General features: G+C 43.6%; 17 protein-coding genes. 10 read left to right on the top strand and 7 right to left on the bottom strand.

The window, feature by feature from the left end; genetic code table 11:
- Window positions 1-43: 43 nt before the first annotated feature.
- On the bottom strand, window positions 44-547 hold the full coding sequence (locus Q4519_RS15675) for a hypothetical protein (RefSeq protein WP_303513824.1): 504 nt from the start codon (window positions 545-547) through the stop codon (window positions 44-46).
- 171 nt (window positions 548-718) lie between these two features.
- On the opposite strand from Q4519_RS15675, the gene Q4519_RS15670 reads away from it, so the two are divergent.
- A complete protein-coding gene (locus Q4519_RS15670) occupies window positions 719-1,627 on the top strand; it encodes a DMT family transporter (protein ID WP_232800643.1) in 909 nt (302 codons plus the stop codon).
- A gap of 46 nt (window positions 1,628-1,673) precedes the next feature.
- Here Q4519_RS15670 and Q4519_RS15665 read toward each other — a convergent pair whose 3' ends face one another.
- A complete protein-coding gene (locus Q4519_RS15665) occupies window positions 1,674-3,203 on the bottom strand; it encodes a bifunctional GNAT family N-acetyltransferase/carbon-nitrogen hydrolase family protein (protein WP_232800642.1) in 1,530 nt (509 codons plus the stop codon).
- Window positions 3,204-3,499: 296 nt separating this feature from the next.
- Between Q4519_RS15665 and metF the strand changes: the two genes are divergently transcribed.
- A complete protein-coding gene (metF, locus tag Q4519_RS15660) occupies window positions 3,500-4,384 on the top strand; it encodes a methylenetetrahydrofolate reductase (RefSeq protein ID WP_232800641.1) in 885 nt (294 codons plus the stop codon).
- A 205-nt stretch (window positions 4,385-4,589) separates the two neighbouring features.
- Here metF and Q4519_RS15655 read toward each other — a convergent pair whose 3' ends face one another.
- Window positions 4,590-5,483, bottom strand: a complete 894-nt coding sequence (locus Q4519_RS15655) for a GyrI-like domain-containing protein (protein WP_303513819.1) — start codon at window positions 5,481-5,483, stop codon at window positions 4,590-4,592.
- Between the two features lie 102 nt (window positions 5,484-5,585).
- Here Q4519_RS15655 and Q4519_RS15650 point away from each other — a divergent pair, with 102 nt between their 5' ends.
- Entirely contained in the window at window positions 5,586-6,056 is a 471-nt protein-coding gene (locus Q4519_RS15650; RefSeq protein WP_232800639.1) for a CYTH domain-containing protein, read from the top strand.
- A gap of 224 nt (window positions 6,057-6,280) precedes the next feature.
- Window positions 6,281-7,411 (top strand): serine hydrolase, encoded by a 1,131-nt coding sequence (locus Q4519_RS15645; protein WP_303513816.1) that lies wholly within the window; start codon window positions 6,281-6,283, stop codon window positions 7,409-7,411.
- Window positions 7,412-7,530: 119 nt separating this feature from the next.
- Here Q4519_RS15645 and Q4519_RS15640 read toward each other — a convergent pair whose 3' ends face one another.
- The gene (locus Q4519_RS15640) at window positions 7,531-8,202 is read right to left on the bottom strand and encodes a TVP38/TMEM64 family protein (RefSeq protein ID WP_232800637.1); all 672 of its coding nucleotides are present in this window, start codon (window positions 8,200-8,202) and stop codon (window positions 7,531-7,533) included.
- Window positions 8,203-8,231: 29 nt separating this feature from the next.
- Window positions 8,232-8,999, bottom strand: a complete 768-nt coding sequence (locus Q4519_RS15635) for an SDR family oxidoreductase (protein ID WP_303513813.1) — start codon at window positions 8,997-8,999, stop codon at window positions 8,232-8,234.
- A gap of 132 nt (window positions 9,000-9,131) precedes the next feature.
- Between Q4519_RS15635 and Q4519_RS15630 the strand changes: the two genes are divergently transcribed.
- The 3 genes from Q4519_RS15630 to Q4519_RS15620 all read left to right on the top strand — a co-directional run bounded on the left by Q4519_RS15630 (window position 9,132) and on the right by Q4519_RS15620 (window position 12,392).
- Window positions 9,132-9,659, top strand: a complete 528-nt coding sequence (locus tag Q4519_RS15630) for a Crp/Fnr family transcriptional regulator (RefSeq protein WP_232800635.1) — start codon at window positions 9,132-9,134, stop codon at window positions 9,657-9,659.
- Window positions 9,660-9,771: 112 nt separating this feature from the next.
- The gene (locus Q4519_RS15625; protein WP_232800634.1) at window positions 9,772-10,497 is read left to right on the top strand and encodes a LuxR family transcriptional regulator; all 726 of its coding nucleotides are present in this window, start codon (window positions 9,772-9,774) and stop codon (window positions 10,495-10,497) included.
- Between the two features lie 419 nt (window positions 10,498-10,916).
- A complete protein-coding gene (locus Q4519_RS15620; protein WP_303513810.1) occupies window positions 10,917-12,392 on the top strand; it encodes an alpha/beta fold hydrolase in 1,476 nt (491 codons plus the stop codon).
- A gap of 192 nt (window positions 12,393-12,584) precedes the next feature.
- Here Q4519_RS15620 and Q4519_RS15615 read toward each other — a convergent pair whose 3' ends face one another.
- The gene (locus Q4519_RS15615) at window positions 12,585-13,430 is read right to left on the bottom strand and encodes an MBL fold metallo-hydrolase (protein ID WP_303513808.1); all 846 of its coding nucleotides are present in this window, start codon (window positions 13,428-13,430) and stop codon (window positions 12,585-12,587) included.
- Window positions 13,430-13,918 (bottom strand): PaaI family thioesterase, encoded by a 489-nt coding sequence (locus Q4519_RS15610; protein WP_303513806.1) that lies wholly within the window; start codon window positions 13,916-13,918, stop codon window positions 13,430-13,432. Before Q4519_RS15610 ends, Q4519_RS15615 begins: the two co-directional genes overlap by 1 nt.
- Window positions 13,919-14,002: 84 nt before the next feature.
- Here Q4519_RS15610 and Q4519_RS15605 point away from each other — a divergent pair, with 84 nt between their 5' ends.
- From Q4519_RS15605 to nqrM, 3 genes are read left to right on the top strand one after another with little or no spacing between them, the layout of a single operon-like run.
- The gene (locus Q4519_RS15605; RefSeq protein ID WP_232800630.1) at window positions 14,003-14,314 is read left to right on the top strand and encodes a DUF134 domain-containing protein; all 312 of its coding nucleotides are present in this window, start codon (window positions 14,003-14,005) and stop codon (window positions 14,312-14,314) included.
- Window positions 14,311-14,712 (top strand): NifB/NifX family molybdenum-iron cluster-binding protein, encoded by a 402-nt coding sequence (locus Q4519_RS15600; RefSeq protein WP_303513804.1) that lies wholly within the window; start codon window positions 14,311-14,313, stop codon window positions 14,710-14,712. The genes Q4519_RS15605 and Q4519_RS15600 overlap by 4 nt, the downstream gene beginning before the upstream one ends.
- Window positions 14,712-14,912: a (Na+)-NQR maturation NqrM gene (gene nqrM / locus Q4519_RS15595; RefSeq protein ID WP_303513803.1), complete on the top strand. Its 201-nt coding sequence runs from the start codon at window positions 14,712-14,714 to the stop codon at window positions 14,910-14,912. The genes Q4519_RS15600 and nqrM overlap by 1 nt, the downstream gene beginning before the upstream one ends.
- The last annotated feature ends 150 nt before the right edge of the window (window positions 14,913-15,062 follow it).

The raw sequence follows: 15,062 nt of genomic DNA, 5'->3' as shown, positions 1-15,062 counted from the left end.
AGCCAATGGTGATCTGTCACCAGTGGAGTTTGAAAATTCTCAACTAAAGGTGTCCAGTTTTGGTTGACCAGAACAATAAGTTAACTAAAATGGTGTCGCTCATTTGCGCCATGGCCAAATGGCTTTCCGGCGCCGACCAATCCATTAACAGCATTTGCTGGCGATACATGGCTTCAAGCGCTGGCTGGCTAAAAAAGGTTAGGTCGGGCAGGGCGAGTTGCCGTGGGTCAATGTCAAACACTTGCAAGGCTAATTGCTTTAGGTGGCTATCCGTAAAATATAGGTGCATAAATTGTTGTGGATCGCCAAGCTGCCAGCGACTTTCACTGCCTTGTGGCATTAAGCAAAATTTACCGGCACCGCCTAATTCAGAGCGTATATCGGTACGATGGGTTTGCTCACCACCTGATAGATACAAGCTCAAGGTATGAAATTTATCGTTTTGGTAATACAAACGATCATAAGCATTGCTATATTGCGCCCACGCCAATTTCGGAGTGATCCCTTGCTGGCGATGGCACACTTTTGATGATTTAAAAAAGCTCATATAGCGGATGTTTTCGTTCATAACAAAATAATAAAGGCTTCAACGGTGGCGCTCAATCATTAGCGACAATTAAAACCGCAAGATCGTGTTAAAAGCCGCGCTATCGGGACAGCTTTACGCCATGCTATTGCTTAGAATCAAACAATCTTAAATCGATATGGGAGCGGTAAGATGTCGGCGTTGATATATGTGCTGATGATAGGCTTGTGGGGCTTTTCATGGATCGCTATTAAATGGCAGCAAGGCCTGGTAGCAACGGAAGTGTCAATCTTCTATCGCTTCGCGTTAGCTGCCTTGTTGATGTTTGTTTTTGGTAAGTTGTTTAACCAGTTGCAACAACCTAAGTTATCACAACATCGCTTTTTTGCTTTGCAGGGGCTGTGCTTGTTTTGTTGTAATTTCTTGGCCTTTTACAGCGCCACCCATTATATCGCCAGTGGCTTAACCGCGGTAATTATGGCAACGGCCCCCATTTTTAATGCGTTACATGGTCGCTTATTTTTCAAAACGCCCATTACCGCTAATTTTTGGCTAGGCGTGGCGATTGGCTTGTCAGGTATCGGGCTACTCTTTGGCGCTGATTTATTGGCGACAACATGGTCAATGGATGTGTTAATTGGCCTTGGTTATGCGCTAATGGGCACTTGGTGTTTCTCTATGGGTAATATGATCAGTATGCGTAACACACGCGATAATATTAAACCTTACACCGCTACTAGCTATGGTATGTTGTATGGCTGCGCAGCTTTGTTGGTGATTATTTACTTACGCGATTTACCTTTTAATATCGATTTACAAGTGAAATACCTCGGCAGTTTATTTTATCTGGCGGTACCCGCAACGGTGATGGGGTTTACCTTATATTTGATTTTGGTGGATCGCATTGGGGCTAACACCGCCTCGTATGTTTTACTCATTACGCCAATTGTGGCGTTGGTAGTCTCTAGCGTGTTTGAGTCATACCACTGGACTATCTATTCTAGTCTAGGTCTAGCGTTAGTTATTTTGGGGAATGTAGTGGCACGTACAGCTAAACCTTTATGGCGGCGTAAACAGAAACTAGCCGTTGGGGTATCATGACGCGTTCAAGTGGCATTTGAACGCGTCGGGATATCTAAAGCCGAGGTTAATCGGCTTTAATAAACGAGCCGTAAATATCCTTTCTACGATGTTTAAGATTGGTCACCGACCCCTCGGTATTAAGCTGCTTTAACTTGGTGAGGTCAACATCGGCAAAGATGATCATCTCGGTATTGGCACTGGCTTCAGTTAGAGTGGCATCGTGAGGAAAGTAAATGTCTGATGGTGAAAACACCGCCGATTGGGCATATTGAATATCAACGTTATCAACCCGTGGTAAGTTGCCAACACTGCCGCCAATGGCAACATAACATTCGTTCTCAATAGCACGGGCTTGCGAGCAAATTCGCACACGTTGGTAACCATTTTTGGTGTCGGTCCAAAACGGGACAAAGATAATTTGTACGCCTTGCTCTGCCATCATTCGACCCAGCTCAGGAAATTCACTGTCATAACAGATTAATATGCCCACTCTTCCGGCATCGGTATCATATACTTTGACACTATTACCACCATCAATAACCCAGTCTTTCTCTTCGTGAGGGGTAATATGAATTTTGTATTGAGCGTCAATTTGACCATCACGGTGCAGCAGATAAGAGACGTTGTAGAGCTTTTCGCCTTCGATAACAGGAACGCTGCCAGCAATGATGTTTATATTGTAGGTAACCGCCATTTGTGAAAAGCGATTTTTTATCTCGTCACTGAAGCTGGCCAGAAAGCGTATGGCCTCCACTGAATTCTGCCCTTCTTGTAAGCCCATTAGTGGCGCATTGAAGAACTCGGGAAACAGCGCAAAATCGGCTTTATAGTTAGAAAGTGAAGACACAAAATACTCGGCTTGATCCATTAAATCGTCAAGATCGTGCATGGTACGCATTTGCCATTGGATCACGCCAAGACGTACTAAGGTTTTTTCAATATCGTGGACGGATGTAATATCTTCTTCATAAAAAAAGTTATCCCACTCCAATAATGTGCCATAGCCCTTTGAAGCATCATCTTCGGGTAGGTAGCCTCGCATCAAACGCTTAACATCAAAGTCGTTGGCCAACTGAAATGACAAAATAGGGTCGTGTAATTCGCGGCGCTTAACTTTGTCTATGTATTCTGGCACGCTCAACTTATCGGCATGTTTGTAGTACAAAGGAATGCGGCCGCCCGCTAGGATAGCTTTAAAATTCTTATTTCGGCACAGCTCTTTGCGCGCATCATAAAGTCTGCGACCTAAGCGTAATCCGCGATAGTCAGGATGCACGAACACATCCAGTCCGTACATGGCATCACCCGTGGGGTTATTTTGTATTACATTGTTCTCATCTATGATGTCATTGTAAGTATGAGGTAAAGAATAGCGGTTGTAACTGACCTTAATAGTAAGGGCAACACCGACTATTTTATCGCTATCTACAATACAAATTTGTCCATCTGGAAACTGTTTAATAAGATCCATAATGGTCGTTTTTGGCCATGCTCCCCCCACGTCAGGAAAAACTAAGTCCATTAATTCAGCTATTTGGGTATAGTCACTTAATTCTATGGTACGTAAGGAAAGCTTGGGAGTATTGTGATCCATATTGAAAAGTCCTAGTGGCAATGTTTTGTTCAGGATGCCACAGGTATAGCGAAACAAAAACACCAGTCTCCAGTAATACCTTCTATTTCCAACGTTTGTTGCCAAGTAAGTGCAAATTGATTTACCTATAAATCATGAATATGAGTAAATTTCACCATATTTATGAGTAAATTTCATGTTAAATCAAAGTTGTTGACATTAATTCATAATTCATTAAATTAAGCCATTCAGACGGCTAAACGGCTATTTGTTTTAGTCACAGTTTCGTCTTTGCTTGAATTTAAAAGGAATGGATCATGGGTAGTCAAACGGCACGTAATATTGAAATTTTGAACCAGAATATCGCTGATTTAAAGGGCGATTTGAATGTGTCTTTTGAGTTTTTTCCGCCCACTTCCGAAGCGATGGAAGATACCTTATGGCAGTCTATTGATCGGTTAAAAACCCTAAAGCCAAAGTTTGTTTCGGTCACTTATGGTGCTAACTCGGGTACGCGTGATCGTACTCATAGCGTGATTAAAGAAATTAAAGATCGCACAGGGCTAGTAGCCGCGCCGCATTTAACTTGTATCGATGCCAGTAAAGATGAGTTAAAGCAAATAGCCCTAGACTATTGGAACAGCGGCATTAAGAACATTGTTGCCTTGCGCGGTGATATTCCAGCGGGCAGTGATAAGCCCCATATGTACGCGACTGACTTGGTGCGCTTATTAAAAGAGCAGGCCGACTTTGATATCTCGGTAGCGGCGTACCCAGAAGTACATCCTGAAGCGAAAAATGCACAAGCGGATTTACTCGCGTTTAAAGATAAAATGGATGCTGGTGCCGATCGTGCTATCACTCAGTTCTTTTTTGATGTGGAAAGCTACTTACGCTTTCGCGACCGTTGTGCTGCCATTGGTATTACGCAAGAGATTGTGCCGGGGATCTTACCCGTGTCTAACTACAAAACATTAGTGAAGTTTTCTAAGTTATGTAATGTGAAAGTGCCAGGTTGGATGCACAAGCTTTATGATGGTACGGATAACGATCCGACCACACGCAACTTGATTGGTGCCAGCATCGCGATGGACATGGTGAAGGTGCTAGGGCAAGAAGGCGTGAAAGATTTTCATTTTTACACCCTGAACCGCAGTGAACTAAGCTATGCAATTTGCCATACCTTAGGTTTGCGCCCTTAGTCATCACTAGCCTTCTCGCTGAGCTAATCGTGAAAGGGTGGGTTTGATTGAGCGAGTATACAAGGCAGGGATGCCTTGTTTCAGCCTACATGGATGTATTCACGGCGGCTCGTGAAACAAACTCACCCTTGAGTGTTGCAGTCTCAATTGCTAAAGCAGATCCCATCAGGATCTGCTTTTTTATTGGTGTAGAAGATTAATAAAGCTATTCAACCAAGCAATAGATCCTTGTGAGTAGATCTTTTGGCGCTGTGTCTTGTGGATTGTTGAGGTATTCTTCAAATGCGGGATGATCTTTAAGGGTACGGCCGCTTTGCGGCAACCATTGGCCAAATAGCCAAGCGTAGGGCTGCTCTAATTCGGCATAAGGCCCTTTAAACATCAAAGCAGCAGCTTTACTCGCTGGGATCGACAAGTGTTGGATCTGCTCATCCTCCAGTACCAAATTCGGATCGTCAATGGTAATACAAGCCATGGATTCCAGATCTTCCGTCGCAACGGTTTTAGGATCCTGATAATAGATGCCAAAGCTACGGGTTTGTGGTGTAAATAAGTTTCGACTGCCAGCATACATACACAACTTATCGAAGGCTTGGCCGATCTTCATATAATCGCCGTGATGTTTGATGCCGATAAAGTTAAGTAGTGGTATTTCGGTAACTTCAACTGGATACATAAGGTGGATCTCCTGATCATAAAAGGGCTGAAACTGCATCCACGACTGGGGTGACAGCGGTTCTGGTGTGGTATTGCCTTGGCTATTTTGTTGGCGATACTCACTGGGCGGCTGATTAAATAACTGAGCGAAGGCGCGGCTATAAGCTTCTAACGTGCTGTAGTTAAACTTTTTCGCTACTTCTGCAATGGGCGCTTGAGTGCGAATTAATTCGGCGGCAGATAGAAATAAACGCAGCCTTCTCACTGTGGTATTAATCGTTTCACCTGTCATCAAACGATAGATACGATGAAAGTGATACGGTGACATACAGGCCACATCGGCTAAGGTATTCACATCTAGTGGTGCATCTAAGTGTTGATACATATAATCCACCACCTTGATTAGACGTTGTTGATATCCCTGCTGCGTACTGGCTTTCATCTTTTTTCTCTCGCTAATTAGTTGACGGTTTCAGCATATGTCAGGTTTATTTGATAATGTTTGCGCAGTTTAAGCCAAATTACCCGAAAAGGATCAGTATAGATGCAAGAGATAGAGCGTAAATTTTTAGTGACAGGTGATTATAAGAATGACGCTTTTAAAGCTCAGCGCATTACCCAAGGTTACTTAAACTCTGCCCCTGAGCGCTGCGTGCGGGTGCGAATTAAAGGTGAGCAAGGTTTTTTAACCATTAAAGGCATCAGTGATGCTGCAGGATTAAGTCGTTTTGAGTGGGAGCGAGAAATCCCCGTCGCGGAAGCGCAAGCTTTATTGGCCTTATGTGAACCGGGTGTGATTGATAAAACCCGTTATTTGGTGAAAGCAGGCCTGCACACCTTTGAAGTAGATGAATTCTACGGTGACAACGCTGGTCTGGTGGTCGCAGAAGTCGAGTTAACAAGTGTTGATGAAGCCTTTGCCAAGCCCAGCTGGCTCGGCGAAGAAGTGACGGGTGATAAGCGCTATTACAACTCGCAATTAATGCAGCAGCCTTATAGCCTTTGGTCGAGGTGATTTTTTTCAGGGCTACATACTGATATCAGTACTTAATTTTCATTTGTCATTATTATATATTTTTTAATTAGATATTTTTTACAATGGTAAGTAAGCTACTTTCCATACATAGTTGAAGGTCAAGTCGCCATTGAATTCAGGTGGCTGAATATTGTTAGGATTGCTTTGTGAGATTGTTGATTAAAAAACTCTATCATTCTAACTTCTTTGGTTTGGGCCTAATAATGTTTATATTTGCTTTAATTTTCACTGCGTCAATTTATACCAGTATATATGATGACGTACTTAGCGCTTATGAGCTGACTAATGAAGCCCATAACGACGAATATTGGGTGGAAGGCTCTCCATCTGATGTTATTGTGCCTGAAGTTTTTATTGATGATGACGAACCATTCTTAGCTCGGCTTTGCCTTAACAGAATACGCTCCGGTGATGAGCTTAAAGCGATGATTGTTAGTGTTGCGGGTACTATTCGGTTTAACTGCTTTGCTAACGGTGAGTCCAAGCTTGAGCTTTATGGGTTAAATTCCGTGACAAAAAGTGTCACATCTTTGCTGGTAGGAATTGCGATAGATAAAGGTTTTATTCACTCAGTTCATGATCCCATTGCCATGTATTTACCGGATCATACTCACCTGCTTGGCGAGTATGGTAAAACGGTTACGATTGAAGATCTACTGCTGATGAAATCACCGATTGGCAATATGCCTCTATTTGCGGTTAATGATGGTCAAAGTGCTTTTTCACCTCAATTAGAGGCATATTTCGCAGCGCCAGACTCTGTCGAATTTATTCTAGGATTTGGCGCTGCCGAAAGTGGCATTGAAGGTTTTAATTATGGTGAAGGCCCAGCCACGCTGGTGGGGCGGATCATAGCAAATGCGACTGGAGTCAGTGTGGTTGAATTTGCCAAGCAGAACTTATTTCTGCCAATGGGAATTAAGTATTTTGAGTGGCACCTACTCGCTGACGGCAGTGCAAACACCGCAGGTGGGTTAGTACTAACAAGCTGGGATATGCTTAAAATTGGTGAACTTGTGCAAAATAATGGCGCATGGTCTGGTGATCAACTAGTGAATGCGCATTGGATAAAGAGTTCAATCGCGCCCCATATCTCGACAAGATCAACATGGAGCCAATATGGTTATTATTGGTGGAGTAATGTGTTTAAATTGAAGGGGAAAGATATCACTGTTATGGCTGCAAGAGGGTTTAAGGGGCAGTTTATTTTGGTTATTCCTGAGCTTAAAGCCACGATAGCGATCAATGGTGACCATGAAGGTTTTAATGATTTGGGCGGCGTCTCACTAGCTGAATACATTATAAAGCGTTATGTACCTCGTTTGCTCGATTGAAAGACTAGCTTTGCAGCAGTGGACTGAGTCCAGACGCACCCATAATGATGCCGCGCTGGACCAAATTAACAAGCAGTACTTACAACGGCGAGCCGTGAAGTAATCGTAGAGGGAAGAGTTTAAGCGCCATTTGATAGTGATGAAGCTTTTCGTTGTTGCTTAGTAAACAAATACCAACCCAACCAGAAAAATACACTTAAGCCTACGGCAGTGAGAATCGCTGGCTTTGGATTTTGCAGGGTGCTAATGGATCCAGCATAAGCGGCGATGGTTGCGTAAGGCACTGCGCTGGCGATCCAAATTCCGAGAAAACGCCAAAACGGCATTTTTGTCAGTCCTGCCATGCAAGCGCTCACTTCCGGTAAAATTGGCATCGCGCGTGACAGTAAGATCATCATGGCGCCGTAGCGATCAAAGCCATCGATCATCTCTGTTCGCTTTGCTGGATCGCGGATGAGCAGGCGAACGAATGGTTGACCAAAATACTGACTCAAAATATATCCACCTAAACCTGCTAACAATAGGCCAGTACTTGCTGCTAATGCGCCTTGGCTAAAGCCGAGAAAATAACCGGATAGAATAATAATAGTGAGCGTCGGCATGGCGATAAACAAGTCTAAAAATAGTAAGCCGATCACCAGTGCAAATAAATAACCATGGGGTAGGGCGCTGGCTTGCTCTAACCAGCGCGATATATCTGCCAAGCTAAGTATCCCTGCAAGCTTGAGAAAAATAAAGGTAGAAGCAAAGCCTAGGGCTAAAATTAACATCACTTTAAATAACGATTTCATATTGTTGTCCTTTCTATAGGAATTCAGTTTCAGGAAGCTTTCATCAGTTTGTAAGCCATGTTGGGCGCAAAGCGCATCAGCAAACGCAGTAATTTAACTTTGCCGATGTCGTTATCTAAGGTGCCGCGCTCAATGCCACGAATAATATGTTGAGCGGCCTCTCGAGCAACTAATTTCCCTGATCCTCTACCTTCTGTCATGGCGGTATCCACCAATGGCAATAGGGCTTGTTGCACTAACACCGAGGTGTGTTCGAGCTGATAACGTAACGATAAACTAAAGCTGTTCAGTGCACTTTTACTGGCGCAGTAAATGGCAGATTGGGCTTTTGGCGCGATGGCAAGGCCCGAATTGATATTGACGATCCGAGCAGACTCACTGGCCATTAATGTGGGCAGCAGCAGGTAAGTGAGCTGGCAAATAGCGGTAAAATTGACGTTAATCTCACTTGCTATTTGTTGATATTGGAAATTGGGATCTATGTATGTTGCAGTGTGTTGCACAGCGGCATTGTTAATGAGTACATCGACTTTAGATACTTGCTTTAATAACTGAGCTAGCTTAGTTTCGAGCAACGTGGTGTCGTTCAAATCGGCGTGAATGGCAATAACATTTGGGTACTTTTGCTGTAAATCGTTGAGTTTTGCAACGCTGCGGCCAATCACATAAAGGTGATTCGCTGGGGCAAGCAGCTGTACTAACTGCCTTCCAATCCCAGCGGTGCCGCCAGTGATGACGATGGTTTTATTGGTCAGTTGCATCTGTTTCTTTTTAGACCGCGTATTACTTTGTAACATGTGAGCTCCTTTCGATTTAAGCTCACTGTAAGTAGAAAGTTAGCCGAGGTAATTAACCTAGGTTAAAACGCTGATAATAGATCGGAGCATTGTCTTGCTTCGTATTTGTGATGGTTGCGGAGTAGAAATAATATGGATATTAAACAATACGTCATCGAGCATGGCCGCCAAGTGAATTTAGCTGCGGGGCAGCACTTATTCCGTCAAGGCGAGATGGAAGACGCGTTATATTTTGTTAAACAAGGGTTATTTAAAGCTTATTATTTATGCCAAGACGGTAAAGAGCTGGTGAAGTCTTTTATTGCTGAAGGTGATGTGATCACGAATTTATCAGCGGTATTTGAGCGTGAGCCCTGTACTTTTAGTTTGCTGGCCTTAGAGCCAGCAGCGTTGGTCAAGGTCGACTTTGATTCGCTTTACCAACATACCTTAGATGATCTTGAATTAAGTCGCTTTATGCTCGCATCATTAATCAAGCTGGCACAGAAAAAGGAGCGTCGTGAATACGAGTTTCTGTGTTTAGATGCCACCACCCGTTATCAGCAATTAATGCAGCACCAACCGGATTTACTCCATCGCATTACCCAGAACGACATCGCCCGTTATTTAGGGATCACCCCAGTGGCATTGAGCCGGATTAAACATGGGCGTAAAGGGTAGTTGTTTAGCGATCATTTTACTGTAAAGATCATTCACATTATGACGATAGGCTCAAACAAAGCTGAGGTTATATGATAAGTTACGTCCTCCTTTGAAGCACAAGGTAAAGAGTGTGAATGCTGTGTTAGATTTAATCCTCGAGCTCAAACGTGCAGATACGTTTGAAGCTATTAACCTAGTATTGGAAAAAGCGGCAGCTTTGATTGAACTTGAGTATTACCTATTTGGACTCTCTTCTGTGCAAAGCATTACTAAGAGAAGCACCTTTATTGTGGATAATTACCCAAGTGAATGGCGTAAATCATATGACGAAGAAAAGTTGATTAATCTTGATCCAGTGGTTGCTTATTCATATGACAACTACTTACCCGCAACTTGGTCACATATCCAAAAAGTGAGCCCAAAGAAAAAGGGCGGTGTTGATGTGATGAAAGAAGCAGCCTCAATTGGATTAAAGACCGGGTTTACTATCCCTGTACATGGTATGCAGGGCGAATTTGGTATGCTAAGTATGGCGCTATCCTCTGACTATGATGAAGCAAAGCTTAACGATATTTTACCCATTATGCAGTTGCTTACTCCCGCGTTACAGGAAGCGATTCATCGCATTAATAATAAAACGCATCAGCAAAAAATAAAATTAACTAAGCGCGAGAATGAATGTTTGCTCTGGGCTTCAGAGGGAAAAAGTGCCTGGGAAATATCTCATATTATTGGCTGCGCTGAGCGCACGGTCATTTTCCATTTATCGAATGTATGTAGCAAACTAAATGCGTCAAACCGGTATCAAGCCATATCTAAAGCGATTATGTCAGGCCTTATTTCCCCTTCTTTCTAAAGTCAGTTTATTCACTTTTTGATCAAGTAACTATAAACCTGCTTTATCTGACAGGTTAAAAATCCGTAATAAAAATATATATTCATTGCTGTTCTACTTAAAGGGGAAACATGCCTGAACGTGTATTCTCTGACAATTTTTCAGTCGTAATGATTATTTTCCATGCTAGAAAGCTAAAGAATTGGCAACCTTCTCGCTTTAAATTGGGCGAGATAAGCAGGTATTACTTACTTAAACGGGGTTAGTCAGTATGGCTAGGAATAAGAGTAGTCTGTGAATGACATGGGTTGCAGCAAGATAGATTAAAAAATCATGATTTAAGTCAAATAAATATAAATGATCAGTGTTGACATAATATGTCGCTATGGGTATTTTACTGGTGACTTTATCGTTTATAACAGATAAGAAATAGGGATATGATGAAAAAAGCAATATTAGCAAGTGCAGTGTCGGCCATTTTACTCGCTGGCTGTGGCGGCGGTGGCGGTGGCGACGGCTTTAGTGTTGGGGCCGATAAGTCAGAAGACTCACCAATATGTGCGACTGGCTTGGAATGCCAGCAATTAGAAGTGCCTGCTAGCTACATTAATGATGACGGCAGCAAAGTAAAAGTGTTTTATGCCATTCATAAAGCAACGGATACTAACAATCGAATCGGTACCTTATTCGTCAATTTTGGGGGCCCTGGTCAAGAAGCGCAAGCTAGTTTGGCTTGGATGGTTAATGCAGGCTTGTTTGATCAAGCAATTGTTGAGCGTTTTGATATTGTGGCGTTAGATCCACGTGGCTCAGGTCAGAGTGCCTATGCCAAAGAGTTAAAGCAATGTGCGGTTGAGCTGGCCAACAATGTGAATGCATGTGATGAGTTTAATACAAAGTCTGCGGTGAATATTAGCACTAATACCTTAGTGAAAGACATCGATGCGTTACGCGCCCATTTAGGCGAAGAGCAAATTAGCTTTTTAGGTTATTCCTACGGTACCCGTGTTGGCAGCGTTTACGCTGATTTGTTTCCAGAGCGGATAAGAGCTTTAGTATTAGATTCACCTATGTCGCCTAAGCGAGGGAATTTTGTCGAGATGAATCTTGATAATGCGAAAGGCTATGACGTAGTTGCTTCATATCGTTTGGGGACTCCAGAGCGTAAACAAGCGTTAGACCAAGGAGTAACATCATTATTTAATAACGGTGCCATTTATGGCAATGATGGCGAGCTTGATTTAGTTACTGGGGTGAATGCCATTTTTGCATTGCGCACTAAAGATAGTGAAGGCTATTGGGATCATCAAAAAGCTGGTGTGTTTGAGTTATTAGATAATGGCAAAGTGTCATTATTAAACCGCTTAGTTGCTTCGACAAATTGGTATCAAGCTGATGATCAAGCTGATGCAGCCCGCACTAATGCGATGTTCAAGTCTGTGGTATGTGCTGATGAGTCAACCCCGCTGACATTTGCAGAAGCGAATACTTATGAACCAGACTTTGCTCAGGCATCGGCTGTTTATGGGTTAAGGAATTTTTACTCTGAAGCGAACATGTGTATGAATTGGGTGGGTGAGCGAGACCCAATGGCTACCGTGACAGAAATGGATGCTAAGTTACAACAGCCTGTGTTGATCCTCGGTGGCCAGTATGATCCGCGTACTCCTTATATTTGGACTGAAGCAATGAGCGAAAGCTTTGCTAGCTTAACCCGATTGATCAGAGTGGAAAATATTGTGGAGCATGGCTTTAGTTATCGTGGTAATCGCTGTATTGATAATGCCAGTACAGCTTACCTATTAGATCCAAGTTCAGCGAGTAATGAGCTAGTATGTGATGGTTCCACATTAGCGCGTAGCGCAGGTAACACAGCGCTTAAGCCGCATCCAGTGATGTTGAATCAGCACTTTTAAAGACTAATTACTGAGTGTAAAAAAGCGTTATTGGTTAACCAATAAACGCTTTTTTATAAAGTGAGCTTGTTTGTCACAGCAGATCTCTATGACGTCGTTTGGGCTATTTTAAGCTTAAACCGCATTCAGCAGTAGAAAACTCACTTATCCCACCTTAAAGGTAGCTTTTAGCGCTCGCCAAATTATTATCTACTAAACGTTTATGACTCGTCCCACATAAGTAGATGTGACTTTATTTATCAGTGAGGGGAGTTGACCGATAGCATCAGTGGCTCGTGCGCCCGTGCAGTGGGAAAGGTACAAGTGCTGCCAAGGTTGTTGATGAAGATATTGGACACTGGCATCAAGCCGCTCACTCGTCGCGTTAGCTAAATGTAGGCCGCCGATTAAGTGAGTTAGTGAGGCGCGTGGCTCTTGTTGCTGGATAAACGCCAAGGTGTTGATTAAACCTGTGTGACAACAGCCCGTGATCACGCAGATGCCGTGCTTCGTAGTTAGCCATAAGCTTTGATCATCCCCTAGTTGATCAATATGCAATCCTTTTTGATCTAAATAGAATGGACCGCTGGTTTTTTCCAAGGGATGAAATTTGGGGATAGTACCAGTTAAGCTAATTTCTACAGTGAGTTTGCATGCCTGAGAAGTGAAGTGGATCAAGGCTGGATCGTGCTTGGCGATCGCTTGTTTGGCCGAGTTAGGCATGCCGATCATTTTTACTGGCTGGTTATCATGTAACACATACCGCTCAATGGTGCAGTCAGGATGCAGATATAACCGACAGTGCGGATTTAAATCCAGTAGTTGAGCAAGGTTGCCGGTATGATCGTAGTGACCATGGCTAAGTGCAATGGCTGTTAGGTTGTCTAAGGGGATGCCGAGTTGATCTGCGTTTTCAAATAGGGCGAGCCCTTGCCCCGTATCAAATAAAATCCGTTCTTGATCGCGTTCAATTAATACAGCAAAGCCATGTTCGCTGAGCAAAGGCGGTGTTGCGATATTGTCCGCTAATACGGTTATACGTGTGGTGGATTGTGCCATTATCTTGCCTTTGATTGAAAAAACTTAGCCCGCGCTTTAACCACTAATTGGCCGTTAACAAATAATTTGGCCTGCACGTTAAATAAGGGCGGATGGCTGGTAACTAGGCTTCCCTGCATTAAAATTTCACTGCCTACGGGAACGGGATGCAAATAACGAACACACATTTCAGCAGTGACGGCCGTTATTTCGTGGCTAAATAAGGTTTGGCACATGGTTGCGTCCACTAACGCAGCTAATACGCCGCCATGAATAATGTCCTGATAGCCCTGCTGATGTTGGCTTCCCTTGGTGTGTGCCCACACTGAATTTTCGGAACTGAAAAAATTAATCTTTAAGCCCATCAGGGCGTTTGGGCTGCACAAAACACAGTGTTGGTGACTTGGCTGTTTGGCGACGGGCAAGAGTTGCTGACCGCTATCATTGGGCTGAGCATGTTTAATTAAGTTCTGTAGTGTTGCAGTTGCAGTCCTAAGCTGACCACTCATTAGTTGCTCCTTTGAAAAAAAGTTATTGGCATATGCCAATAACTGGGTTAGGATAGCATAAGTACTTAGCAAAGAGCACCAATAATGAGACCCAAAATCAAACGTCATATTTGTCCACATCATGGCTCGCCCTATCGATTTTTTAAACCGAATGGCATCCCCACTAGTGAGTTAAACCAAGTCAGTATTGCGGTGGATGAGTTTGAAGCCATTCGGCTGGTGGATCTTGAAGGCTTATCTCAGCAAGATGCCGCTAAGCAAATGCAAGTATCGCGGCAAACATTCGCCAACATTCTGAAGCAGGCTCGGCATAAGATCACTCACGCCTTGGTGCATGGCGAGGCTTTGGCTCTTGGCGAAAACCGACCAATAATTGAACAAAAGGAATCAAGATGATTTATGCCATCGCGACAAGTAATGAAAAGTTATCCCATCGTTTTTCTCAGTCTGAGAGCTTCGATTTTTATGACCAACAGGGGCAGTGTTTAGCGCGGATTGAGAATCCGGCACTCGCCACATCGGGTTGTCAGGGCAAAACGCAGTTAATTAATATGCTTACTACCATGGGCTGTAAAACGGTCATCGTCAGAAAGATAGGCCAAAAAACCTTAGCTAAGCTTTTAATGGCGGGGATAGAGGTAGAGCAAGGCAATACTCGTCACTCGGTTACTGAGTTATTGGCGCAAGCGAAGACGCGAAGCCATTCACTGACTTGCCCTGATCAAGGCGTACTCCCTCAAAATGGCAGCTGTCAGCATGCTGGTTGTCATGGCCACATAAATGGTTGTCACTAATGGAATATGCGCTAGCTTTTGTGATTTTTTTATTCATCTCGCTGGCCATGGCGTTGGGCGTAATTTTTAAGCGCCGCGCCATTCAAGGCAGTTGTGGTGGCCTCGCCAGCATTGATATTGAGCCCAGTTGTGACTGTCAGCAGGTGTGCGCCGAGCATCGGGTGTTGTATCAGATCCAAGAGGCGGCCAAGGCGACATAGTCACCCTTGCCTTATACATGATGCTATCCATGCAGTGGGACGAGAGCTCACTTTGCATGGTTTTAGCCAATTAAGTTAGTCGCTCCTAATTGAATCGTAACAAGTCTAGTCATCTGGATCTCGCATAAGCGGAGATGGTCGCGTAAGGTT

The organism is Motilimonas sp. 1_MG-2023 (assembly GCF_030547455.1).
In the GTDB taxonomy this organism is placed as follows: Bacteria; Pseudomonadota; Gammaproteobacteria; order Enterobacterales; family CBDFNC01; genus Motilimonas.
The sequence above is the reverse complement of the archived record's forward strand: the minus strand, read 5'-3'. Positions and strand labels throughout refer to the sequence as shown.